Source organism: Kluyvera intermedia (assembly GCF_021440345.1).
In the GTDB taxonomy this organism is placed as follows: Bacteria; Pseudomonadota; Gammaproteobacteria; order Enterobacterales; family Enterobacteriaceae; genus Kluyvera; species Kluyvera intermedia_A.
Window position 1 is genome coordinate 1 of sequence record NZ_JAKCNS010000112.1, and the last position, 24,808, is coordinate 24,808.

At 52.4% G+C, this 24,808-nt stretch carries 23 protein-coding genes and 1 pseudogene; 10 read left to right on the plus strand and 14 right to left on the minus strand.

Annotated elements, in window-relative coordinates; translation table 11 throughout:
- The first annotated feature begins 204 nt into the window (after positions 1–204).
- Positions 205–1,122, plus strand: a complete 918-nt coding sequence (locus tag LZ634_RS21215; RefSeq protein ID WP_234508740.1) for a LysR family transcriptional regulator — start codon at positions 205–207, stop codon at positions 1,120–1,122.
- Between the two features lie 100 nt (positions 1,123–1,222).
- Here the strand turns inward: LZ634_RS21215 and LZ634_RS21220 are convergent, their stop codons facing one another.
- Complete coding sequence (locus LZ634_RS21220; protein ID WP_234508741.1) at positions 1,223–2,350, minus strand: multidrug effflux MFS transporter; 1,128 nt, start codon at positions 2,348–2,350, stop codon at positions 1,223–1,225.
- Positions 2,351–2,450: 100 nt separating this feature from the next.
- On the opposite strand from LZ634_RS21220, the gene LZ634_RS21225 reads away from it, so the two are divergent.
- From LZ634_RS21225 to LZ634_RS21240, 4 genes are all read left to right on the plus strand, one after another.
- Positions 2,451–3,248 (plus strand): AraC family transcriptional regulator, encoded by a 798-nt coding sequence (locus LZ634_RS21225; RefSeq protein WP_234508742.1) that lies wholly within the window; start codon positions 2,451–2,453, stop codon positions 3,246–3,248.
- A gap of 342 nt (positions 3,249–3,590) precedes the next feature.
- Positions 3,591–4,814, plus strand: a complete 1,224-nt coding sequence (locus LZ634_RS21230; RefSeq protein WP_234508743.1) for an MFS transporter — start codon at positions 3,591–3,593, stop codon at positions 4,812–4,814.
- A 317-nt stretch (positions 4,815–5,131) separates the two neighbouring features.
- Positions 5,132–5,647, plus strand: a complete 516-nt coding sequence (locus tag LZ634_RS21235) for a GrpB family protein (protein ID WP_234508761.1) — start codon at positions 5,132–5,134, stop codon at positions 5,645–5,647.
- 376 nt (positions 5,648–6,023) lie between these two features.
- Complete coding sequence (locus tag LZ634_RS21240; protein ID WP_234508744.1) at positions 6,024–6,659, plus strand: hypothetical protein; 636 nt, start codon at positions 6,024–6,026, stop codon at positions 6,657–6,659.
- 41 nt (positions 6,660–6,700) lie between these two features.
- Here the strand turns inward: LZ634_RS21240 and LZ634_RS21245 are convergent, their stop codons facing one another.
- A complete protein-coding gene (locus tag LZ634_RS21245; RefSeq protein WP_234508745.1) occupies positions 6,701–8,050 on the minus strand; it encodes an L-cystine transporter in 1,350 nt (449 codons plus the stop codon).
- A gap of 257 nt (positions 8,051–8,307) precedes the next feature.
- Here LZ634_RS21245 and LZ634_RS21250 point away from each other — a divergent pair, with 257 nt between their 5' ends.
- Positions 8,308–8,841 (plus strand): isochorismatase family protein, encoded by a 534-nt coding sequence (locus tag LZ634_RS21250; RefSeq protein WP_234508746.1) that lies wholly within the window; start codon positions 8,308–8,310, stop codon positions 8,839–8,841.
- Between the two features lie 139 nt (positions 8,842–8,980).
- Here LZ634_RS21250 and rstA read toward each other — a convergent pair whose 3' ends face one another.
- The 7 genes and pseudogenes from rstA to nikA form a co-directional block, all read right to left on the minus strand.
- Positions 8,981–9,700, minus strand: a complete 720-nt coding sequence (gene rstA, locus LZ634_RS21255) for a two-component system response regulator RstA (RefSeq protein ID WP_234508747.1) — start codon at positions 9,698–9,700, stop codon at positions 8,981–8,983.
- 66 nt (positions 9,701–9,766) lie between these two features.
- Positions 9,767–10,168 (minus strand): nickel-responsive transcriptional regulator NikR, encoded by a 402-nt coding sequence (gene nikR, locus LZ634_RS21260; protein WP_234508748.1) that lies wholly within the window; start codon positions 10,166–10,168, stop codon positions 9,767–9,769.
- A 4-nt stretch (positions 10,169–10,172) separates the two neighbouring features.
- Positions 10,173–10,943, minus strand: coding sequence for a nickel import ATP-binding protein NikE (gene nikE / locus LZ634_RS21265; protein ID WP_234508749.1), 771 nt, complete (start codon positions 10,941–10,943; stop codon positions 10,173–10,175).
- Entirely contained in the window at positions 10,940–11,704 is a 765-nt protein-coding gene (gene nikD, locus LZ634_RS21270) for a nickel import ATP-binding protein NikD (RefSeq protein WP_234508750.1), read from the minus strand. Before nikD ends, nikE begins: the two co-directional genes overlap by 4 nt.
- A complete protein-coding gene (nikC, locus tag LZ634_RS21275) occupies positions 11,704–12,537 on the minus strand; it encodes a nickel ABC transporter permease subunit NikC (protein ID WP_234508751.1) in 834 nt (277 codons plus the stop codon). The genes nikD and nikC overlap by 1 nt, the downstream gene beginning before the upstream one ends.
- A complete protein-coding gene (nikB, locus tag LZ634_RS21280; RefSeq protein ID WP_234508752.1) occupies positions 12,534–13,478 on the minus strand; it encodes a nickel ABC transporter permease subunit NikB in 945 nt (314 codons plus the stop codon). The genes nikC and nikB overlap by 4 nt, the downstream gene beginning before the upstream one ends.
- Positions 13,478–15,068 (minus strand): annotated as a pseudogene (gene nikA, locus LZ634_RS21285) (nickel ABC transporter substrate-binding protein). Before nikA ends, nikB begins: the two are co-directional and overlap by 1 nt.
- Before the next feature lie 185 nt (positions 15,069–15,253).
- Here nikA and LZ634_RS21290 point away from each other — a divergent pair.
- Complete coding sequence (locus tag LZ634_RS21290) at positions 15,254–15,589, plus strand: GlpM family protein (protein WP_035895486.1); 336 nt, start codon at positions 15,254–15,256, stop codon at positions 15,587–15,589.
- Here LZ634_RS21290 and folM read toward each other — a convergent pair.
- The 3 genes from folM to ydgH all read right to left on the minus strand — a co-directional run bounded on the left by folM (position 15,586) and on the right by ydgH (position 18,848).
- A complete protein-coding gene (folM, locus tag LZ634_RS21295; protein WP_234508753.1) occupies positions 15,586–16,308 on the minus strand; it encodes a dihydromonapterin reductase in 723 nt (240 codons plus the stop codon). The two genes, LZ634_RS21290 and folM, sit on opposite strands and share 4 nt — an antisense overlap.
- A gap of 39 nt (positions 16,309–16,347) precedes the next feature.
- Entirely contained in the window at positions 16,348–17,730 is a 1,383-nt protein-coding gene (locus tag LZ634_RS21300; RefSeq protein ID WP_234508754.1) for an amino acid permease, read from the minus strand.
- Between the two features lie 167 nt (positions 17,731–17,897).
- The gene (gene ydgH, locus LZ634_RS21305) at positions 17,898–18,848 is read right to left on the minus strand and encodes a DUF1471 family protein YdgH (RefSeq protein ID WP_234508755.1); all 951 of its coding nucleotides are present in this window, start codon (positions 18,846–18,848) and stop codon (positions 17,898–17,900) included.
- Between the two features lie 524 nt (positions 18,849–19,372).
- On the opposite strand from ydgH, the gene pntA reads away from it, so the two are divergent.
- From pntA to LZ634_RS21320, 3 genes are all read left to right on the plus strand, one after another.
- Positions 19,373–20,902: a Re/Si-specific NAD(P)(+) transhydrogenase subunit alpha gene (pntA, locus tag LZ634_RS21310; RefSeq protein ID WP_234508756.1), complete on the plus strand. Its 1,530-nt coding sequence runs from the start codon at positions 19,373–19,375 to the stop codon at positions 20,900–20,902.
- A gap of 10 nt (positions 20,903–20,912) precedes the next feature.
- Positions 20,913–22,301: a Re/Si-specific NAD(P)(+) transhydrogenase subunit beta gene (gene pntB, locus LZ634_RS21315; protein ID WP_234508757.1), complete on the plus strand. Its 1,389-nt coding sequence runs from the start codon at positions 20,913–20,915 to the stop codon at positions 22,299–22,301.
- Positions 22,302–22,437: 136 nt separating this feature from the next.
- Positions 22,438–22,626 carry a YdiH family protein gene (locus LZ634_RS21320; protein ID WP_234508758.1) on the plus strand — a complete coding sequence of 63 codons (189 nt, stop codon included), beginning with the start codon at positions 22,438–22,440 and terminating at the stop codon, positions 22,624–22,626.
- 104 nt (positions 22,627–22,730) lie between these two features.
- Here LZ634_RS21320 and uspE read toward each other — a convergent pair whose 3' ends face one another.
- Together uspE and LZ634_RS21330 are read right to left on the minus strand one after the other, a co-directional pair.
- Positions 22,731–23,681: a universal stress protein UspE gene (uspE, locus tag LZ634_RS21325; RefSeq protein ID WP_234508759.1), complete on the minus strand. Its 951-nt coding sequence runs from the start codon at positions 23,679–23,681 to the stop codon at positions 22,731–22,733.
- A gap of 181 nt (positions 23,682–23,862) precedes the next feature.
- On the minus strand, positions 23,863–24,808 hold a 946-nt coding region (locus LZ634_RS21330), incomplete at its 5' end, for a cyclic diguanylate phosphodiesterase (protein WP_234508760.1).

Here is a 24,808-nt window from a genome sequence, read left to right on the forward strand (position 1 = left end):
TAAGTTGGAGTCATTACCGCGTTAGTGAACTGGATAAAAGCCATTACAACGGCTATTCGCATAAGGGCTTTAGGATTAAACGTTGGTGTGAACAGTGGCATAGCAAGCAACCTGTGGATGAAAGATATCCGAGTTTAACCGCTATCAATAATGTTCATTAGGTGGTAAAAATGGCACTTATTATTATCGAATCTGGGATAATTGATGCGTTCAGCTCTTGATTTTAATACCCTGAAAGTATTTATCGCGGTGGTCGAACGAGAAAGCTTTGTTGGGGCATCGAAAGTCCTTGAAATGCCGACATCAAATGTGAGCCGTTGTATTTCTCAGTTAGAAGAAAAACTGAATCTTCAGCTCATTGAGCGCAGCACCCGACATATGAAACTCACCCAGTCGGGGCATCTGCTCTATACCCGAGCGAAGCCATTGCTGGAGGCGCTTGAGCAAACTGAGACAGAATTAACCTTGCGGCAGATGCAACTCAAGGGCCCATTACGCCTCTGTATTCCCAATGAGATTGGTCCGGCATTACTGGGTTCTGCTGTTGCTGAATTCGCCTGTCAGTACCCAGACCTGGAGATCAGCTGCGTCACCAATTTGTCAGGTTTGGAATCCCTGCGAGATGATCTGGATTTAGCCATTATTGTTAGCCGCGGTCAGATGGATGACAGTGACTACATCGCTCGCCATCTGGTGACTATCCCTTGCACCATAGTTGCCGCTCCCTCCGTCATTCAGCGTTATGGCATCCCTACTCAGATACAACAATTTGAAGAATTACCTTGTATTACAACGGTAAGCGCACTGAAAGGTGCTCCCTGGCAGTTTATCAACAAAAAGGGAGGGTTCGAGACGATTAAGGTCAAAGGTCATTATCGGGTCAACAGCGGAGAGATGGCAGGGCGTGCGGCAGTCTCAGGTGTCGGTTTTGCCATTTTATCTAAACAAGCCTGCCAGCCCTACATAAGTGATGGACGGCTAATCGAGGTTGAGTTTGAACAATCGGTTGCCCCACTGCAATTGTTCGCACTCTATTCAGACAGGCGCTATTTGCCCGCGAAAACACGCGCGTTCATTGATTTCATTCAGCAGAAATTAAGCAATATATCCTTCGAAACATAAGGCAGCGATTAAATCGCTACAGAGAGTCTGGTTTCTAAGCAAAGAATTTCTTCTTCTGGCTCACCGTGGGCCATCAAGCTAGCTCTACACAGCAATCGGCTTAGCGGCGTGAAAGACTGCAAAGCCAGGCTGTTACGGCACAAGCGGTCAAAACCAATCCCAGTTGCTGCACGATACCGGCAAGACCCAGCATCATTCCCAGCAACAAATAGTAGACTAATCCAAACAGCGCTCCGGCAGCTCCGGCCTGCTCACGATAATGGCTCAGGGCCTGGCTTAGTACATTGGGTATCGCAATGCCATAGGCAACCACAACCCCAGCTACCGGCAAGAGGATCCACGCAGATTGCTGTAATCCCCATGCTGTGACGCCAGATAGCAACGCAAGGGCGCAGGCATATTTCACGAGTCGTTCTGATGACAAGCCGATGGACAGCAATTTCCGGTTCCACAGGCTCCCTGATAGAGAAGCAAAAGCCAGTAAAATCCCCGTCCACCCGAAAGCCCTGGGACTCCAGCCCAATTGCCCAAAAAGAAACGGTGCAAGGCTGTAGTAACTGAAAAGCATCGTATTCAGCAGCGCAACAAGCATTGCATGCTGCCACAGTCTTCCATCTCTCGCCATCCGGTAAATCAGCCCGCGAAACCGGGAGCCGGAAGTATTTTCCGACCGCGTTTCAGGGAGCAAGAATGCGGTCAGCGTTAACAGTACTAGCGCCATCATGGCCAGCGCAACAAACACGCCGCAATGACCGTACAGGCTAACCAGCCAACCGCCACTGACCAGACCGAAAACTGGGCTTATCGCTAGCGCCGCACCCATAACGGAAAAAATACGGGCTAATGCCGTCGATTCGTAGCTATCCCGCAGCATGGTTTGAACGACAACAGACCCTGCAGCGGCACCCACGGCGGCTATCATGCGAGCCAGGAGTAAAACACTAAACTCTGTAGCCAAAAGCGCCATTGCGCAGCCTGTCCCATAGCAAAGTAGTCCGGCCATCATGGCTGGCCGCCGACCAATGCTGTCGCTTAACCACCCCCACAGAGCAACGCCGATAGCAAAAGCGACAAAATAGACTGAAAGAGTCTGAGCTGCACGTTCACTGCTCACCTGAAAAGCTCGGGTAATGTCTGGCAATGCCGGGCTGTAGATCGTTTCCACAAGCTGGGGAAACATTATCAGCAATGTCAGTAGCCACAAAGGTGGCCGTTTATGGGTATTCATGACAACTTCCTTAGCAAACTTAATATGGGGGGATTATTGCGGAAGTGTTTATGTCTGATTACCATTATCAAGGCTAGATGTATTAAAAATCGGACATAAGATGAAAATTGACCCTGAGGATTCTTTCAATCCGGATAATTTCGCTGATGTGGTTGTTGGGATTGCATCCGATATGGGGGTACACGATTCAGGCATGCACAGTCACCTTCGTCATCAGTTACTTTTTTCAGCGGCTGGCAGCATCACCATTGAGATGGATAACACCCTTTGCCTGCTTCCACCCCGGCGTGCTGCCTGGATACCGGCTGGCACGGTTCATCGAGCCATTATGAGTGGAACGATGGCCTATCGATCTCTTTACTTTTCAAATGCTTTACCGTTAGCTTCACTGCCTCTGCAGATTGTTGAAGTTAACCCCTTATTCTTTGAAGTCATAGAGCGGATGGCGTTCTGGCCATGGGGAATGGCTGAAGCACAACAGCTCAGTCTCATCACCGTTTTTTGTGAAGAAATTAAAAATGCACAGCGTGAAAACTGGACACTGAGATTTCCTTCAGATAATCGCCTGAGCGCATGGCTGGACAGCGTTCGCAGGGGGGAATTACCTCCGCGCTTGGGTCAATTAGCTCAAAAAGCGGGCGCGTGTGAACGCACGATAAGCCGTATCTTTATAAAAGAGACGGGAATGAATTATCAGAGTTGGAGGCAACAGTGGAGGCTGCTGAAAGCAATGGAAATGCTATGTGATGGTTGGAGGCTAAGTCAGGTTGCGCAGCAGCTTGATTTTGTCAGCGACAGCGCCTTCATTGTTTTTTTCCGTCATTATACGGGGACAACACCGACTCGTTACCTCCGCCATTCAAACGCTGAAAATCAGAACCTATCCTCGGTCCAATAGCCCGATACAACCCTGGTGGATATTAGCCGATACTCATCGGGGCTCTCCATTTCGTCATCGATGGCGAGAATGACTGATTTCCAAAAGTTTACCGGAATACTTACAAGCACAGTGTCGTTTTCCGCCCCCAGTAGGCCGACTAAAATGTGTTAGGTAATTGAGTGCTATGAGGGAAATTCCGGCTTCAGGTGCACCGTCTACTTTCTATGTGCTACACTTTCGCATCTGTTTCTTCTAGAGTTTTTTCTCAATGTAAGAATTCCATCTTTTAACAGTTTTTACTTTCCGCATTGCCTGTTGGCTATGTGGGCTTCTGTTATTTAAAGATGAGAATTTTTCTACATGAATACTTTGCTGCTTGCGCTAATTCGCGCACTGCGTAGTCATCGTTGGCTGCGTTTCCTCGGCTGCGCTTATATCCTGTCATCACTGGGTAATGGGCTTACGCAGATAATTATTTTTGGACAACTGTTACACTGGCAGGCTTCCCCTGCGACTCTGACCATCGTTTATATGCTGTCGATGCTTCCCAGTTTTATCGGGAGTCTTTGGGGCGAGGTTTTGTGTCGGACCGTTTCACCGCTCCGAATATTGATTTGTACAGAGATACTCGGTTTGCTGGCGCTTATTTTTCCGTTGTATGGCTTGTTGCATCATAACGTTCCGGCCCTGCTGGCGGTCCAGTGTTGGGAAGCTCTGTTTACTGGTATGAGTTATCCTGCTTTGACCTTGCTGTTTAAACGCGGATTGCGTCCTGAAGAATTACCCGCAGCAACCGCCATGGAAACGATAATTTTTGCCTCGCAGGTTATATTCGGCACCGGTCTTGGCGTTTTACTGTTTGATAGAGTCTCTATTCTAAATCTCCTTGCCATCGATGCCCTGAGCTTCGCCGCTTCTGTCGCTATGCTCCTGGTATCTGGTTCTGTTTTTCAAGTGACCCGATTACAGCCGGAAAAGGCTCCGCCTATCTCGCAGAAACTTCTCTGGCGGTGTTTGTCTCCGGTGCAAAAAAGGAGCATTTTGCTTCTTCCTGCACTTGCCGCAGTGGGGTCTCCTGCAATGGCACTTTTGCCTGCTTTGGCACAAGAAATCAGCCCAGAAGATTCTGCCGAATTGGCGCTGCCACTGATACTTGCGCGAAGTCTTGGGCAACTCTGCGGCCCGCTAATTCTTAATGCCGATAAACTGCAGCGTTATTCCACTAATAACTGGCTATTGATGATATGTCTGGGCGGATACATTGGCAGCTATTGTTTATTACCCCTATCCACGGGTTATACATTCTTCGGGTTGGCGCTGATCTTTAGTGCGCACATGGCGTCGAATATTGTGTTTGCTTTAGGCTCTTTCGGGGTACTTAAAAATTTCGCAGAAACTCAGGTTGCGAAAGCCAGCGCAATAACCTGGCGTGGGCAGGTTCTGACCGCTGCTGCTTCTACAGGGATAACCAGTGTGATAGCACAGAAATTTGGTGCTATTACTGCACTCTACACTATTTCGATATTAAGCCTGACAGTCGTCGGCGCTTTGCTGTGGTTCAATGGACCACGTAAAACAAGCTAAGACGGTTAATAGTGGGGAGCAGAGTGCTCCCCACTAATCTAACTCGTTCTTCGGCGGGGGGGGACTGAAATATCCTGTTTGCCACTGGCTGGTTCGAATATCTCCAGAGTGTCGGAAGCAGACATCGCTGTTTCATCCAAAGTTATAGTTGAAATGCTTGCAATAACCATCTGAATCTTAAACGAAGCTCGCCTTTGCTGATAGCAGTCTATATGATGCCCGTTGGTTAGCAGTATTATTCCCATATAAGACGGCAGGGTAGAAGATAGTCCTCTAAAGCTCCATTAATGAATAAAAGCATATTTGCCGAGGGTGTTATGCGAATAATAGAAGTTGTTGATTACGATACTCAGTGGTTAAGCCTCTTTGCTGAGGAGTCCGCTTTGCTGCAAGCCGCTCTTGAAAAGAAGATTGCGAAAATCCATCACGTCGGAAGTACTTCGATACCCGGTATGGCGGCAAAACCCGTCATCGATATATTACTGGAGGTCGTTGATCCTGAAGCTCTGGATAGCTTAAATATTGCAATGGAAAACGCCGGTTATATGGCACGTGGAGAATATGGCATCCCAAATCGCAGATATTTCTCTAAGGGGGGAGAGCAACGCAGTCACCAGGTCCATGCTTTTGTTATTGGCGATCAACACATCATAAAGCTGCTCGCGTTTCGCGATTATCTCATTAAAAATAAAGAGATAGCACAGCAGTATAATGAAATTAAACGCGCCGCGGCATTAGCAAGTGAAAACGATCTTCGTCGCTATAGTGCTTTTAAGGCGGGATTCATTGAGCATCACCTCCGATTGGCTCTCATTGCTCATGAGCAAAAATAGTCTTTCAGAAAAGGTCGTGATTCATCCTTTAAAGTGCCAGCAGATTGTGTGCACTTTAGCCTTGCGAGTCTGCTTCTCGGCTCACGATTGACCTTAGCGTTTGCGGAACCGTTCGCTCCGTGCCAGAAGCGGTCTTTACTCATTTTTAATAAAACGCTTCCATTAGCCCATCTCCTGTAAGCAGCGATAACCGAACGGGTGAGTCTCCGGGCGGCAAGCGACACGCTTAAGCATTTACCCGCGCTCACCAATGACACAATCGTTTCACATTTAATGCGAACATTAAGATAACCTTAAGAAGATCGCATGCAATGCTAATGGCTAAACACATTGGGAATTTATCATGATAGGCAGATTCTTAATGTGGCTATTATTTATGAAATTAGATACGCACGTTTCGCTTCCAGTGATTGTTCTGATTGTTGTGTCAGCGTTATTTCCCTTGGCCGCTGATTGGCGTATCCCTTTGCTGGATGGGGAGCTGGTGACGCAGATTGAAAACATCCAGGCTCTGTGGCTACTATTTGGTGCGGCGTTTACCGTATGGTATATCAGACCATTCGCAAGGCCTGAGGGTGAAAAACAGTTTTGGATGTGGGCCGCGCTGTGGTGGTTGGTTCTTTTAGGTCGGAGCACCAGTTGGGGACGCGTCTATTTTCCGGATGCGCCGCATATCGTATTTAAAGTCATCTCGGTTATTCTGGTTGGTGGGTTACTGCTCAGTTTGCTGTCTAAGACGTTACGCAAAGAAATTGCTCGTCGAATGCGAGAAGATACGTTGCCTCTGTGGCTGATGGCGGTAACAGTCGTGACGTTTTTAGCGGCTGATACAATTGAGCATCACCGTCTATTAGCGCCGCTGTTCGTGCGCGATTTGCATTATTCTGAGCTGATGGAGGAACTCTATGAAACTCCGTTTATGGTTGGGTTGTTCTTCGTGACGTTCTATTTTATGAAAGCGGATAAAAAGGCAGAAATGCTGTTCCCGTTAGGCTATCAGCACAGTCATTAATATTAAACGCCTCAGCGTTCAGGTCACTGAGGCGTCTGCGTTTAATTAAGCGTCACATCGGCCGAAGTCTCGGCCGATTCTTGTTCCTGTTTGAGAACCCGGCTAGCAATAGCCCCGGACATCATCGAGCCGTTCACGTTCAGCGCGGTACGGGCCATATCGACAATCGGTTCGATAGCAATAAAAATACCGACCAGCGCCACCGGGAAATTCAACGTTGATAGCACAATCAGAGCGGCAAACGTACCGCCGCCGCCGACACCCGCGACGCCGATTGAACCCAGCGCAATCGCTGGAAGTAGCGTTGCGAGGAACTGGAAGGACAGGGGATCGATGCCCATGGTTGGCGCAATCATCGCTACCATAATGGCCGGATAAATTCCCGCACAGCCGTTTTGCCCCATGCTGGAACCAAAAGAGGCCGCGATATTGGCAATCGTGCTCGGTACGCCGAATTTTTCCTGCGCGGTAATTGCCAGCGGAATAGCCGCAGCGCTGCTGCGTGATACAAAGGCGAAGGTCAGAACCGGCCATACGGTTTTGTAGTATTTCAGCGGATTATTGCCGCTGAGGATCAGTAAAATCGCATGGACGATAAACATCATGGCGACCGCCAGATAACAGGCGGCAATAAAGCCTAACAGGCTGGTAAATTGTTCCAGCTGATAGGTTGAGAACACTTTGGCCATTAAGGCCATCACCCCATAAGGCGTCAGCGCAATCACAATACGCACCATCTTCATTACCCAAATCTGAATCGCGTTGATACCTGCGCTTAATTTGGCTCCTTCTTCTGGTGCGTCCTTTTTCACCTTCAGCAGAGCCACACCGGCTAGCAGCGTAAAAATCACGATACCGATAACCGATACGCTGCGTGCGCCCGTCAGATCGAGGAACAGGTTAGTTGGAATCAGTGATGTGAGCAGCTGCGGCAGGGAAACTGCGGCGGTTTTGGTCACGTCATCAGCGGTCAGCGTCGACTGCATATGGCCAAAAGCGCTGGCATCAAGCCCGATAACGTGCGCGGTAAATAGCCCAACAAGTCCGGCGATCATCACCAGAACCAGCATGCAGGCGACGATGGTCAGCGACATTTTGCCGATCCCCGCGTTATTCTCGAGCTTATTAATGGCGGAAAGAATGGAAATAAAGATCAGCGGTACCGCAACCAGTTTCAATAAATTAACGTAGCCGTTACCGATGATGCTGTACCAATCAATCACGGCTTTACCGCTGGTGGCGGAGATAAAGTGCAGGGATAAACCGATAACGGCCCCGATGAAAATGGCGATAAACACGGATCGGGAAAGCGAATGGCTTTTTTGATCTATTTTGAATATGCCCCATGAACAGATTAAAAAAAGGACAATATAGGCAAGCGTTGTGAACATGATGTAGCCTCTTACCTCATTCAGCACCTGAAATGCCGGAAAGAGTGGTGTGCAATAAATTAACCTCTTATCCAGTGCGGGTAAGAGTCCGTGGCGGATTATAAAGATAAAAACACCATATTGTCATACAAAATGCGTGATTTTATGCTGCTTTGTTGATCGCATCGGTTTATCAAATTCACATATTAAAATCGGCGGCTTGTTATCAGTACCGCTCTCTGCGTAAAGTGTTTTTTTAACGTACAGGCGAGGGCGCTATGCAGGCATTGTTGATTATCGATATGCAGGGTTTTGTTACCGAAAGAATAGCGAGTGGCATGGATTATTATCCCACCAACAGCATCGACAATATGCGCTCTGTGATTCGCGCATTCCGTGCAACGGGAAAACCGGTGCTTCACGTCCGGCACCAAACCCTTGAGCCAGGTTCTCCGATGCACACATCGTCAGCGCATTTTTTACCGGTTGAGGGATTTAACGAGCTGCCGGGAGAAGCGGTGTTTGTGAAACACACCTCGTCGGCGTTTAGCTCAACCGATCTTTATGGTTGGCTGAAGAGTGAGAATATCACCGAGGTGGCGGTGATAGGGGCGGTGGCCGGATTTTGTGTCAACTCGACGATTCGCTCGGGCTCAGATCTGGGGCTGGCGATGACCGTGGTTCGTGATGCAGTGCTGAGCTTCCCGCTGGAAGGTGACGGTCTGGATGCGAAAGCCATTTACACGGTGACGCTGGGCCTGCTGGAGGCCGGTTTTGCGCGTGGAATGCAGGCCGCAGAATTCATGGCCTGATTATTTATAGAAAATGCTGCCAGTCGGCGATAGTTTAGCCGCCTGGCAACATAATCACGCTGTTTTTGACGAGGGTGGTGCGACGACTCTCGAGGGTTATAGTTTTACGCCCAGCATAATCTGCTGTTAGCTTCCTTGATTAGTCCCAGGCGTGCGGGGCGAACAGATAGCCTTTATTACGCACGGTTTTAATGCGGTACGGCTCGGTGGCGCTATCGAGAAGTTTCTTGCGCAAACGTGAAATGGCAACATCGACGCTGCGATCCATCCCGTCGTAGGTCACACCGCGTAGGTTTTTCAGCAACGCATCGCGGTCCATAATCTGCCCCGCGTGGGTGGCCAGCTCCCAAAGCAGTTCAAAGTCTGCGGTCGACAGGGCAATGTTTTCGCCGCTCAGCAACACCTGACGATTGACCGGGTCAATGGAAAGAGTGCCAAACCGCAGCGCCTTGTGCGGTGTCAGCGTCGATTGCGCGGAAGCGATATTGTTGCTGGTGCTGGTATTCTGACGCAGGTGCAGACGCAGGCGCGCCAGCAAAACGGCGGGCGGGGTGGTTTTGAGAATGTAATCGTTCGCGCCCATTTCCAGGGACAAAATATGGTTCATGTCGCTGTCCAGCGACGTCAATAGTACGATCGGCCCCTGCCACTGTCCGCGCAGGTCGCGACACAGGGTCATACCGTCTTTACCTGGCAGCATAATATCCAGCAGCACCAGATCGGGCTTTTCGCGAGCAATCGTCGCTTCGGCGTTATCGCCGCGCGGTTCCACGATGACATCCATATCATGTTTGCCGAGGTAGGCGGCGATCAACGCCCCAACATCGGGATCATCTTCAACATAAACGATCTTGTTCATTGCTTTACATCATGGCTGGCGAAAACGCTACGATACCGAAAAACGCGCAATTATCACAGGCACAAATCATTCGTGGTCAGGCAAACATTGCAAATGACCATGCCGAACGCCGCGCTGGGCGATAACGTCATCGGCAAAATGCTGTACATCGCCCATGTCGCCTTTGAGCACCGCAATCTCAAGGCAGTCCTCGTGGTTAATGTGTACGTGCAGTGTTGAAACACTGAGATCGTGGTGATGATGCTGGGTGGATACCAGCCGGCTGGCTAAATCACGCTTCTCATGTTCATAAACATACGACAGTACCGCAAAGCCTTGAGTGCCGTGCTGTTGCGTGGTTTCTTGTGCCAGCGTATCGCGCAGGATATCGCGGATCGCTTCTGAACGATTATGATACCCACGGCGTTGGCTGAGGTTATCGAGCGTGGCCAGTAAATCATCATCCAGGGTTATGGTAACGCGTTGCATCGGGTTAGACCTTATTTCGGTGAAGGGGGAAGGCGGGAAGTACTGCATTTTGCAATTCTTGCCCGGCAGACGATGTAAACGTCAGTTTGTCGCCGACCCGTTGCGTCTCGACGATTTGACCGCCGTCCATCACCATGACCCGCTGGCAAAAGCGCTCAACCAAACGTAAGTCATGGGTGATAAACAGACAGGCAGTCCCAAACTGTTGTTGCAGCTTTTTGAGCAGGCGAATCACGCCCGCCTGTAGTACCAGATCGAGATTGGAAACGGCTTCGTCAAGGATCAGCAGTTTTGGTTCCACCACCAGCGCTCGCGCCAGGCAGACCCGCTGAAGCTGGCCGCCGCTCAACTGTGGGGGCCGTTTGTCGAGCACGCTGTCGTCAAGATCCACGGCCCTTAGCATGGCGCTTGCCCGCGCCAGTTGTTCGGTTTTATTGAGTGACAGCAGATGTCGCATGGGCTCGCGTAAAATATCGCGCACGGTTTTGCGCGGATTGACCGCGCTGATGGCGTCCTGAAAGACCATCTGAATGTCGCGGCGAAACGCCTTCTGCCGGGCGTGGTTAAGTTTTGCTAGCGGTTCACCGCGCCAGCAAACATGCCCCTGCGCGGGAGATTCCAGCCCAACCAGCAGACGCGCTAAGGTACTTTTACCGCAGCCGCTACGCCCCAGCAGCGCAACGGTTTCACCGTATTGCAGCGCCATTGAAACGTCATTTAGCACTCGGATGCCGGAATAATGCTGTGAAACTGTCGAGGCGCTCAGGATTGTCATGACGCTAACTCCAGGCCGTAGAGGGCCAGATGCGCCGCCACCAGATTGCGGGTGACGTGATGTTGCGGCGCGCGAAACAGGGTGTCGACATCGCCATGCTCCACAATGATGCCGTTGTCCATTACCGCGACATCATCGGCCAGCCTGGCAACGACGCCCATATCATGAGTCACCAGCAGCATTCCCGGCGCGCGGGTTTGCATCATCTCTGCCAGCAGATCGAGAATGCGCGCCTGAGCGACAACGTCGAGATCGGTGGTCGGCTCATCGGCGATGATAAACGGTGCATCGCACAGAACCGCCATCGCAATCATCATGCGTTGTAGCATGCCGCCGCTCATTTCAAACGGGTAGAGCGCCAGCACACGTTCGGCATCCGCCAGCCCCACGGAGGCTAAAGCGGCGATAAGCGTGGCATCGTCAGCGGGTTTACCTAACGCCCGGCAGGTTTCCCGCGCATGGGCCGCCATGGTGTGTAGCGGATTAAACGCGCTGCGCGGATTCTGCATAATGGTGGCGATGGTGCCGCCGCGTAAATTGTCGGGGGATACAGGAATGCCATCCGCGAGGATTGTCCCAGCCGTCTGGCGAACTCCTGCGGGTAAAATGCCCAGCGCCGCCGCGCAGGTCAGCGATTTTCCGCTACCGCTGCCGCCGACCAGCGCCAGTACGCGGCCACGCTGAACCGTCAATGAAACGCCGTGTACCAGCGGACGTTCGGCCTGCAGGACAATGTTATCGATGTCGATTTTTTGCAGCATCAGTGGGCGGCCTCCGTCACCAGATGAGGGTCGAGGTGATCGCGCAGCGCATCACCCAGCAGATTAAAGGCCATCACGCAGATAAAGAGCATCAATCCCGGCCAGAACATTTGCAGCGGTTGAGTCCAGATATACTGCCGCGCGTCGTTTATCATCACCCCCCATTCGGCGGTGGGCGCAGTCACGCCAAGGCCGAGGAAAGACATACCGGCAACGTGCAGCATCATATGACCAATATCCAGCGTCGCCAGCACCAGCAGCGAGGGAATCACCGCCCCGGCCAGATGATCAATAAACACCCGCAGATGTCCAGCACCGGAAAGCCGGGCGGCGAGCACAAATTCACGCTGGCGCAGGGCAATTGTCAGGCTACGCACCATCCGCGCATACCATGCCCAGTGCGACAACGCGATGGCGATAATTACGTTGCTGAGCCCGGTTCCCAATACACCGACCATAAAGAACGACAGAATGGAGGTTGGGAAGGTCATAAACATATCGGCGATGCGCATGGTGATTTGATCAACACGGCCACCGAGCAGCCCGGCGCTGCCGCCAATAATCAGCCCGAGCACTAACACCAGCAGCAGGCAGGCAATGACCGAACCCAGCGATACGCGGGTGGCCGCCAGCAGGCGAGAGAAAATATCGCGACCCAGATGATCGGTGCCCAGCCAGTGCTGGCTTCCGGCGGCCTGTAAACGTGAGGGTAAATCAATTGTCTGAGGATCGTAAGGGAGCCACCACTGGGCGGTGAGCGCTACGAGCGCCAGTAGAACAATAATGACGATGGCCAGGCGCACCGACCAACGCGAGGAGAAGAAAAAGTTCACGAATGCGCTCCTTCATGACGGCGAATACGCGGGTCCAGCATGGCGTTTAGCACATCGACCATCAAATTGCAGACCACAAAGACAATCACCATCATCAGCGTAAAGCACTGGATAACCGGGTAGTCGCGGTTAAAAATTGCCGAGACGGCGTAGCGCCCAACGCCCGGCCAGGCAAAGATATTTTCGATAATCATCGTCCCGCCGATCAGTTCACCGATGTGCATACCGACCGCGGTCACGACCGGCAGCGAGGCATTGCGCAAAATATGACGCCGCTCGGTTTGCTTGTTGTTGAGACCGCGAAGTCTGGCCCAGGTGACATGGCGTTGTCCGGCCACTTCCAGCATGCTGGCACGCAGCAGGCGGGCGTTAATCGCCAGAGACATAAAGGCAATCGACACAGCTGGCAGAATCAGGTGCTGCCAGCCGCCGTAGCCCAGCGCGGGCAGCCACTGTAAATAGACCGAGAACACCATCACCAGCAGGAAAGCCAGCCAGAAATTGGGCATCGACACGCCGAGAAAGGCGATAATCCGCACGATAAAATCCGGCAGGCGATCGCGATGACGCGCGGCCCAAATGCCGAGTGGGACTGAGGTCAGCAGGATCAGCACCAGTGCGGCTCCCGCCAGTTCCAGGGTGGCCGGCAGGAAGTCCAACATGTCATCCAGCACCGGGCGCTGGCTGGCAAATGAAAGGCCAAAATCCAGATGCAGCGCTTTCCACAGCCAGTTGCCGTACTGAACCACTAATGGTTCATTCAGCCCCAGCATGATGCGCGTCGAGGCGACCATTTCCGGCGTTGGCGGCAGGTTAGAAAGACGCAAATAGTCGAGCGCCGGGTCACCGGTGCCCAGACGCAGCATCAGGAAGATAATCACCGAGGCGGCAAACACCATCGGGATCAGCAGCGCAATGCGCCGTAATACGTACCGCAGCATCAGTGTTTCACCGGCGTAATCTGTTCAAACGGAATTTCCGCAGCAATTGGCGCGTAGGGAATGTCGCCCAGCTCCGGCCTGGCCACCACCATCATTGAGATATAGCTGATGGGTAAATAGACGGCATCGTTATGCAGACGGGTCAGAATGTCGCGATACAGCGCCTGACGCTGGGTTTTATCGCTGGGTTTTATCGCTGGTTTCCAGCACTTCGCCAATTTCTTTATCGATAATCGGCTTGTCGGCTAATCCTTGTTGCGCCTGGAAATCGGCGTGCGACGGCACGCGCATCGAACTCATAAAGGCGTGTGGATCGTACGGCGCGCCCCAGGTCCGGTTGAAAATCATGCCAAAACGACCATCGCGCTGGCGCGCATAAATGCTGCTCTCTTCCTCGCCGACCAGCGCCACATCAACGCCTATCTGGCGCATATCGGCCTGAATGATTTCGGCCATCGATTTACTCAGCGCGTCGGTGCCGATAAAGGCCAGTTCAATGCGCAGCGGTTGGCCATTTTTCTCGCGGATAGTTTTGCCCGTCGGCAGCGTCCAGCCCGCTTTTTCCAGCAAGGAATTCGCCTGCTGCGGTGAGTATTGACGGGGTTTTAGCTTGACGTCAGCGTACGGGACGGAGGGGGCAAACAGCGTGTCGGCCACCTGCTGGGTGCCGTAAAGGACATTATCAATCAGCGATTTTTTATTCAGCGCATGGTTCAAGGCTTCACGGACTAACTGCTCGTTGGTCGGTGGCCTGGCGGAGTTGAGCGCCAGCATCACCGTTTCAATCGGCTGGGAAAGCTGGGTATGGTAGGCCGCAAGCTGGCTAAAACGCGCGAAAGTGTCGAGCGGCAGCAGCCCTTCGTTACCGTACAGCAGGTCGATATCGCCGGTTTCAAAGGCCACGGCGCGGGTAGTTGGGTCCGGGATCACCTTAACGGTGATTTTCTCCAGCGCCGTTTTCTTCCCCCAATAGTGCTCATTACGCACCAGCACGTCGTACTGATTAAGCTTCGACGCTTTGAGCATCCACGGCCCGGTGCCGATAGGGGCCTTAATACCATGCAGAGTTTCATTATCTTTAAACTGCGACGGCGCGATAAAGCGGAAAGGGCGCGGCAGGGCTAACTCTTGCAGGAACGGATAGTAGGCGCTTTTAAGGGTGATTTGCAGCTGGTATGTATTGAGTGCTTTAACATCGACAATCTGATTGACCAACTCCAGCCAGGCATGCCTCTGGCGGTTGTCCAGAACCACGCGGAAGTTTTCTGCGGCAGCGTGGGCGTTAAAGGCTTCGCCGTTCGAAAAAACCACATCCTGGCGCAGGTTGAAGACCCAGATTTTACCGTCCGTTGAGTGCGTCCAGCTTGTTGCCAGCCACGGCATCACGGAACCATCGGCCTGATATTTTACCAGCGGTTCATACACCATACTTTGGGCAAACATCTGGTTCGGCGTGTACAAATGCGGGTTCAGCGGCCCGACGTTGACCGGCCAGGCGATACTGATTTCGTTGGGGGCGGAGGCGTGAGCAAAGAGAGGGGCGCAGGCGAGCAGCGCCAAAAGCGAGCGGCGTAGACTGGACAAAACGATGGCCTTAATGATGGAGGTATACAACTAAAAGAGTATGACGATTGTAAGGATTCATCATACTAATGGGGTGAGCGAGATCAAGTTAAGCCCCATTACTGCGAGCAATGAGGCAGACGTTTTCTATTCATAATCAAAAGCGTATCCGCTATGCTGGGGCCACATGTTGTTTAGTGGTGAAAAATGAAATGGGGTTGTTAATTAAAGCGCTGCTCGGGGCACTGGTGGTGGTACTGATTGGCGTGCTGGCGAAAACCAAAAATTACGCCATTGCCGGGCTGATTCCGCTGTTTCCGACCTTTGCGCTGATTGCGCACTATATTGTCGCCAGCGAGCGGGGAACGGAGGCGCTGCGCGCCACCATCGTGTTTGGGATGTGGTCAATTATCCCGTACTTTCTCTACCTGCTGTCGCTGTGGTATTTCACCGGGATGATGCGCCTGCCGTTGGCGCTAGCGGGCGCGGTGGCGTGTTGGGGAGTGAGCGCCTGGCTGCTGATTTTCCTGTGGGGCCGCTTCCACTAAACCAGCGGACGGCCGCCATCGACCGCAAAGGTACGGCCGGTGACGTAGCAGCTGCCGAGGATGTAATCCACCAGATCGATAATCTCTTTCTCCCCGGCGGCAATCTTCATTAACGACTTATTCAACGCCTTTTGGCGATACGTCTCATCATCATCTTCGTTAAACAGCACCAGAGCCGGCGCAATAGCGTTCACCTTCACCTCTGGCGCGAGCTTGCGGGCAAACGAACGGGTCATATTATCCAGCGCCGCTTTACTGGCAGCGTAGGCGATATGCTTATCGCTGCCGCGCTCAACCACATAATCGGTAAAGTGAATAATATCGCCCTCCGCATGCCCGTGGCCGCGCAATAGGTCTTCCAGCGCGTGGTTGAGCAGATAAGGGGCGTGGACGTGGATTTGCAGCATGGCGTTCAGCACGTGACTCAACGACGCGTTAGGGCTTTCTGCCAGCCAGCCGCTGGCGTTATGCAGGATACCGCGCAGACTAGTGCACTGCTGGCGGACATTATCGGCAAAGGTATAAATGCCGTCGTCGGTTGAGAAATCGGCCTGGATACAAACCGCCCCCGCTTTGCGCATGACGTCAATCGCCGGATAGTGGGTGCGGTAGCTGAGAATAACCGGCTGCTGCTGGGTGAGAAAATGGTGGGCAAGGGCGAGGCCGATACGACGGCCTCCACCGGTTATCAGGATTGGGCGTGATAGCATGTTTCCCATCGTTATTTCCTTTTCAAATTGACGATGAGGCCGCGCACGTTACCTCACCAGCATCCACGTTGCCGGAACGGCGGCAACCAGCAGCAGGCCAATCAAGGCCAGTTCACGACGCTTGAGCAGGACGTTATCGTCATGGGTGCGTCGTGCATAAATAAACACCATTAGCCCCGGGGCATACAGCACTACAGACAGTAGCAGATGCATCGGACCGGAAGCATATAATAACCATAAGCCATAAATACAGGCTCCGACACCAATCACCTTATGTAATGGGCGGCGGGCCACTTTTAATAAGAATGCCCCGACCAGGAAATACGGCACGAGGATCATCTCTGAAGCGATGGTCAGCAGGGTGTTGTAATCCGAACCGGTCAGCCAGATCAGCACCAGGCTTGCCTGCACGCTGAGGTTGGTCAGCCACAGTGAAGCAGAAGGGGCATTATTGGCGTTTTGACGGGCAAAGATGCGCGGGAAAGCTTTGTGTGTCGCCGCCAGCAGCGGGACTTCCGCCGCCATAATCGTCCAGCTCAGATAGGCGCCGCAGACGGAAATAATCAGACCGGCGGCAATGACGATTTCGCCCCAGGAACCCATCATGCGAACCATCAGACCCGCCATCGACGGGTTGCGCATTTCTGCCAGTTCGGGACGCGCTACCACGCCCATCGACAGTAGCGTGACCAGCAGATAGACGCATAGCGCGGAGATGACCGCCAGCAGGGTCGCGCGGCCCACATCTTTCTTATTGCGCGCGCGGGCGGACACTACCACCGCGCCTTCCACGCCGATAAACACCCACAACGTGATCAGCATGGTGTTTTTCACCTGCTCCCACACCGGCACGCCTAAATCGATGCCGTGGAAATCAAGCGTAAAGACATCGCTGTTAAACGCCATGGCGGCGAGGACGATAAACAGCCCCAGCGGTACCAGCTTGGCCAGCGTTGCGGCGAGGTTGATACTGGCCGCCGTTTGCACGCCGCGCAGCACCAGAAAATGCACCACCCACAGTAATACGGACGCGCCGACAATCGACTGCCAGGTGTTGCCGTCGCCAAAAAGGCGCAGCTCCGGCGTATCGGTAAAGAAGCTCAGGGCGGAAAAGACGATAACCAGATAGGAGACGTTGGCTATCACCGCGCACAGCCAGTAACCCCAGGCAGAGCAAAAACCAATCAGCTCGCCAAAACCTTCACGCGCATAGGTAAAGATGCCGCCGTCCAGATCTGGACGAATACGAGTCAACACCAGCATAGCAACGGCGAGGAACAGAATGCCGACGCCGGTAATGGCCCAGCCAATCAGCAAAGCGGCTGGGCTGGCTACCATCGCCATGTTTTGCGGCAGACTAAAAACGCCCGCGCCGAGCATCGAGCTCAGAACCAGAGCGGTCAGGGCGCTAAGCCCTAATTTCTTTTCCATGTGAATCCTGTCGCGGAAAGAGAAGACGGAGAATATTTATTTGGCGAAATCGCATAAACATGGAGGATTGCGCTGAGGCGGCGATTTTACGGAGAGAGGTACGCACATGCAACTGCGGATGGCTTAAAGCGAAAAAAAAGGCGGCTGGCGCCGCCTTTCGGTGTCTCTTATTTGTACAAGTCGGCGCTGATGGTGACGTTACCGCCACGTTCCTGCCACTGACGCGTAATATGATAGTACTTCGCGTCTTTCTTCGCGGCACGTTTCGCCACCTGGTAGGAAACTTCGGTCATGTTGCCGTAGTTACCGGTGAACTTAATGCTGTCGAAAGGAACCATTTGCGCAGCGGCAACTTTGTTCAGTTCTTCAACTTTGGTGCCATCCGGCAGCGTGACGCTGTAACGTCCGCCTTTAGAGGATTGCGTTTCAAAGAAACGACCTACGCCGGTGCCGGAACCCACGGCTGCGGTAGTTGCCACGCCTGGGATCTCAACCTGTTTCGCCGCTTCACCACCTTCTGCCAGGGCTTTACGGCCCGCATCAGAGTTGGCAGGAATGGCGTCTGGGCTCTGCAGCACACGTTTTTCAGCATCGGCTTTGTAGACATAAGCCGTAATGCGCTGGTTGCCGCCGTCGTTAGCATCTACCTGACGCACGATAAAGAACGACGCCGCGCCTTTTGCCTTCGCCGCTTTGGTGATGGCATCGTTAACTTCCGGCTGGCTGCGGTAGAAGCCCTGAACGGTGACGGTATCGTAAGGAACCAGCGCGACGGCCTGGTCTTTTGGCAGTTCCATCACGCCGTTGATAATACGGTTTTTCGGCACATCGGCTTTAGCCGCATCTTCTTTATAGAAATCGGCTGTTACTCGCCAGTTCCCGCTGTTGCCGTAATCGGAGGTATCGACAACGTAAAAAGAGGCTGCGCCTTCTTTATCCGCTTTGCGGGACATTGCCTGCACCGCGTCGCCAATGGCGGTATAGCGACCGGTGATCACGACGCGGTCATAAGGTTTCAGTGCGGACGCTTGCTCCGGAGTCAGCTCAGTGGCTGCGTGAGCGGACATCGCTGCGGCAGACAACATGGCGGACACGAGGAGGGTGTTCTTAAGCTTCATAAAAATAATCCTTCGCCTTGCGCAAACCAAATTCGGGAAATGTTGTTAACAGGAAAACAGCTGATTATGGCATTGAAATGACTCCACTGTCTGCGTCATTTTTAACTTCAGATGCGAAGCTGGTGACGGTTTTGGATAACTTTTCCTGATATGTTGATAAAACGGGCGCTTGACCAGAAAAAGCGGTCAACCATATGACTTTTTTAAGTTAATGGAATGTTAAACGGCCTGTCATGCCCGAGAATAATCATGTTTTCCCGTGCGGATTAAGCGAATTATGAGGCTCGCTAATCAAATCGGGGTAAATATCGCTGTTTGTAGCCCTCTGAACTCAGTATTTGGCATTTAATGCAAAAATAGTAATTTTTGGCGCTAGATCACAATCGGTATTTTCAGTAGGTTATAGTCAGTTTGTTACTGTTTTATTTATTCAGGTTGTTCGCCTGTGTACTCGCTACGAGTTCCCCGCAACAAACTGGCGAAACGGCAAACCATCATATAAGAACCGATGGAAGGGAATAGTTATGCGTATTGGTGTACCAAAAGAGAGGTGGGCCCAGGAAACGCGAGTCGCAGCAACGCCGAAGACGGTAGAACAGCTGCTTAAACTCGGTTTCAGCGTGGCCATTGAAAGTGGCGCAGGAAAACTCGCCAGCTTCGATGATGACGCATTTGTACAGGCTGGCGCTGAGATTGTCTCCGGCGAAGCGGTCTGGCAATCGGATGTCATCCTCAAAGTCAACGCGCCGATGGACGAAGAGATCCCGAATCTCAATCCAGGTACGACGCTAATTAGCTTTATCTGGCCTGCGCAAAACGCCGAGCTGATGGCCAAACTTGCCGAGCGTAATATTAACGTGATGGCGATGGACTCTGTTCCGCGTATCTCCCGCGCTCAGTCGCTGGATGCGCTCAGCTCAATGGCTAACATCGCCGGTTATCGTGCGATTGTCGAAGCAGCTCACGAGTTTGGTCGCTTCTTTACCGGGCAAATCACTGCCGCTGGTAAAGTCCCTCCGGCTAAAGTAATGGTCATCGGTGCAGGCGTCGCCGGTCTTGCCGCCATCGGTGCGGCAAATAGCCTTGGCGCCATCGTGCGCGCATTCGATACCCGCCCTGAAGTGAAAGAGCAGGTGCAGAGTATGGGCGCCGAATTCCTCGAGCTCGACTTCAAAGAAGAAGCGGGCAGCGGTGACGGCTACGCGAAAGTGATGTCCGAAGCATTTATCGCCGCGGAAATGGCCCTGTTCGCCGCGCAGGCGAAAGAGGTCGATATCATCGTCACGACCGCGCTGATTCCAGGTAAACCTGCACCGAAGTTGATTACCCGTGAAATGGTCGATTCCATGACCCCGGGCAGCGTTGTGGTTGATCTGGCGGCGCAAAACGGCGGCAACTGTGAATACACCGTGCCGGGTGAAGTGTTCACCACCGCTAACGGCGTGAAGGTGATTGGCTATACCGATCTCGCCGGACGCCTGCCGACCCAGTCTTCTCAGCTGTACGGTACTAACCTGGTTAACTTGCTCAAACTGCTGTGTAAAGAGAAAGACGGCAACGTCACCATCGATTTTGACGATGTCGTGATTCGCGGCGTGACGGTGATCCGCGAAGGCGAAGTCACCTGGCCTGCACCGCCGATTCAGGTTTCTGCACAGCCGCAGGCGGCACCCAAAGCCGCTGAAGCACCGAAAGAAGCTGAAAAACCGGCTTCACCATGGCGCAAGTATGCGCTGATGGCGCTGGCAATTATTCTGTTTGGCTGGCTGGCCAACGTCGCGCCGAAAGAGTTCCTCGGCCACTTTACGGTCTTTGCGCTCTCCTGCGTGGTGGGTTACTACGTAGTGTGGAACGTCTCGCATGCACTGCATACGCCTTTAATGTCGGTCACCAATGCCATCTCCGGCATTATCGTGGTTGGGGCGCTATTGCAGATTGGCCACGGTGGCTGGGTCAGCTTCCTGAGTTTTATCGCGGTACTGATCGCCAGTATTAATATTTTTGGTGGTTTCACCGTCACTCAGCGCATGCTGAAAATGTTCCGCAAAGGATAAGGGGTAACAAATGTCTGGTGGATTAGTTACAGCTGCATACATTGTTGCCGCGATCCTGTTTATTTTTAGCCTGGCGGGGCTGTCAAAACACGAAACGTCACAGCAGGGCAACTACTTCGGCATGGCCGGTATGGCGATTGCGCTGATTGCAACCATCCTCGGGCCGGACAGTCATAACGTTGGCTGGATTATCCTCGCGATGATCATCGGCGGTGCGATTGGTATTCGTCTGGCGAAGAAAGTTGAAATGACCGAAATGCCGGAGCTGGTTGCCGTACTGCACAGCTTCGTTGGTCTGGCCGCGGTGCTGGTAGGCTTTAACAGCTACCTGCAGCATGAGACCGGCATGGAACAAATTCTGGTCAATATTCATCTGACCGAAGTATTCCTCGGTATCTTCATCGGTGCCGTGACCTTTACCGGTTCCATCGTGGCGTTCGGCAAACTGTGCGGCAAAATGTCGTCCAAGCCGCTGATGCTGCCAAACCGTCACAAACTGAATCTGGCAGCGCTGGTGGTTTCCTTCCTGCTGCTGATTGCGTTTGTGCGCACCGATAGCGTCGGTACTCAGGTTCTGTGTCTGCTGATTATGACCGTAATCGCGCTGGCGTTCGGCTGGCATCTGGTAGCCTCCATCGGCGGGGCGGATATGCCGGTGGTGGTTTCAATGCTGAACTCCTACTCCGGTTGGGCGGCGGCGGCGGCGGGCTTTATGCTCAGCAACGACCTGCTGATCGTCACCGGTGCGCTGGTGGGTTCCTCTGGTGCAATCCTGTCGTACATCATGTGTAAAGCGATGAACCGTTCATTCTTCAGCGTGATTGCCGGTGGTTTTGGTACCGATGGTTCCTCAACCGGGAGCGATGAAGAAGTGGGCGAGCACCGTGAAATCAGTGCGGAAGAAACGGCTGAAATGCTGAAAGATTCCCACTCGGTTATCATCACCCCAGGTTATGGGATGGCGGTGGCTCAGGCGCAGTATCCGGTGGCAGAGATTACCGAGAAACTGCGTGCGCGCGGTATTAAAGTTCGCTTTGGTATTCACCCGGTCGCCGGGCGTCTGCCGGGCCACATGAACGTGCTGCTGGCGGAAGCCAAGGTGCCTTACGATATCGTACTGGAGATGGATGAGATTAACGATGACTTCTCCGATACCGACACCGTACTGGTAATCGGCGCGAACGATACCGTTAACCCTGCTGCACTGGACGATCCGAAGAGCCCAATCGCGGGCATGCCGGTTCTCGAAGTGTGGAAGGCGCAGAACGTTATCGTCTTCAAACGCTCAATGAACACCGGCTATGCTGGGGTTCAGAACCCGCTGTTCTTTAAAGAGAACACGCAGATGCTGTTTGGTGATGCCAAAGCCAGCGTGGATGCGATTCTGAAAGCGCTCTAATAGCTTAGGTAAAAACGTAAAGCCGCCGTCGATGTCGACCGGCGGCTTTTTATTTGTCCCGCGATTGTTTTTGGTCAAAAATCACCCAGGCAATGGTGTTATACTGTCCAAAGTCGTCCACACCTATGAGGAAACTATGGATACCTTGTTAACGCCAGCACAGTTGGCAATCGAATTTCTCCGCCGTGAAACCACGCCTTTAACTCCTGCGCAGTATCTGAAACGTGTTAAGCAACTCGAACTGGAATTTGCCGATCTGATGGCGCTGTCCGCCATCGAACTGAAAGAAGAAATCGATTTCGCCTGGCGACTTGGGCTCCACTGATATTCCTCTCTGGGCTGGCAGAACCGTGCAGCATTAAACGGTGAGCCATGCGTCAGCGATAAAAAAACCGGCTTGCGCCGGTTTTTTTGTGCCTATATCAATACTCAATCGTCTTCTTCGTCATCCATCTCGACGGGCGTTTGATAATCGTTTGGCTTAATGGCTAACAGGTCGCAGCGCAGGTGGTCAATGACCTGTTCCGCGGTGTTGCCGAGGAAGGCTGCGGAAATCCCGGTACGGCCGACGGTACCCAATACCACAATACCGGCATCAAGATGGGCGGCTAAGTCCGGAATGACCTCTTCAGGCAACCCTTTTTCTACGTGGGTAAACTTCTCATCAATGCTGAATTTCTGGCGCAGCGACTTCATTGCCAACAGGTGCTGACCGCGAATGGCGTCGTTGTACACGCTTGGGTCAAAATCAGGTAATTCAATAGCGATATTAATTGGTGTTACCGGGTAAGCGCCAATCAGATGGACTTCGGTATGGTTAATCTGCTCGGCTAACTCAATCGTCTCTTTGACCAGTTTTTCGTTCAGCGCATTGTGGTACACCTCTTCGCTGGCAAGGTTCACGGCGACCAACGCTTTACCACCTTCCGGCCACGGCTTATCTTTCACCATCCAAACCGGGCAAGGGCATTTACGCAGCAGGTGCCAGTCAGTTGGGGTAAAGATAACGGATTCGAGCTTATCGTGCTGGTGGGCCATTTTCAGCAGCAGATCGTGACCACCGCTGACCACTTCCTGGATAATCGCCTCGAATGGACGGTTATGCCAGACCACTTTAATTTCCAGCGGCACGCCGGCATCCAGATAGTATTTCGCCTGCTCGCGGATCCATGCGGTACGCTGGCTAATCACCCCCTGACGCATAGCGGTACGCTCGTCTGGAGACAGAAGGGTGGTCATCTCATAGGAAAAGTCATAGATCGGTAAAAATGCCTTAATGCGACCGCCAATCCGTTGATGCAGATAAACAGCGCGTCGCAGCGCGGGCTGATCGTCCTGGTTGGGATCGATAGCAACGAGCATGTTCTGATACTTGGCCATACAGGGTCTCCTTACAGCTGTAACCACAGTTTGTCAGTAAAAGATAACTCATATACCGGGAATGAAACAGGGGGGAACCTTTGCCAGATCAATAAATCAGGATAAATACCTGGCTCTGGACGCGATAGCAAAAGGCTCGCTTTGCTGTGATCTCAAGGGCCAGAGGCGGCCAGATTCGCGCTTAATCTACGCTAATTTCTTTATTGTTTTGTGCCAGTAGCGCTATCACCAGCTCAATATAGGTGAGGGGTTTGTAGAAATAATAACCCTGCATGAAGGCAATATTTTTGCGATTGAGGTACTCGAGCTGCTCCTGAGTCTCCACGCCTTCGGCCACAATTTGCAAAGACAGCTTTTTGACCATATCGAGCACGTAGTCCAGCAACATGGTTGAATCCTCATGGCTATCAACGCGGCTGACAAAACTCTGATCTATCTTGATAAAATCGATTTTCAGATCGTGCAGATAGGAAAGTCCTGAATAGCCCGTACCAAAATCGTCGAGTGCGATAGAGAACCCATGGCGGCGTAACGTATTGAGATTCTCAATCAGGCGCTGATCTATATGCAGCGGCTCGCGCTCGGTTAATTCCAGTACCAGTTTTAAGTGACTATGCTGAAAACTTTCCCGGTACTGCAGGCAATCGGCCATAAAAGAAGGCGCACTAACATGCGACGCGCTGAAGTTTATTCCAATGTGGAAACCGTCAGGTAATTTACTGGCCACTTTATTCATCTCTTGTACTACCTGGGCCATCAGTGCTTTCGTTAGCGGGATAATTAAACCCGTTTTTTCCGCCACCGGAATAAACGTTACAGGTGAGACATACCCGATGCGTTCATGTTTCCAGCGGGCCAGAACTTCCACCCCGTGTATTTCACCGGTCCGTCCGTTCACTATTGGTTGGTAAAAAGGAATAATTTCGCCATTCTCAATGGCCCGGCGTAGGTTCTCCTCTGGAGTGGTGTATTTATTGGAGTATTTATACAGCGTATACGCTACCGTGCAGGAGAGAATAAAAATAAAAAATAACAGTCCGGAACCTTGTTGTATCACCCGCAGCGGGCTGAAAAAAAGCGGCTGGCGATAACTAATACTGAAGGGATAACGGGTAATGACTCCAACT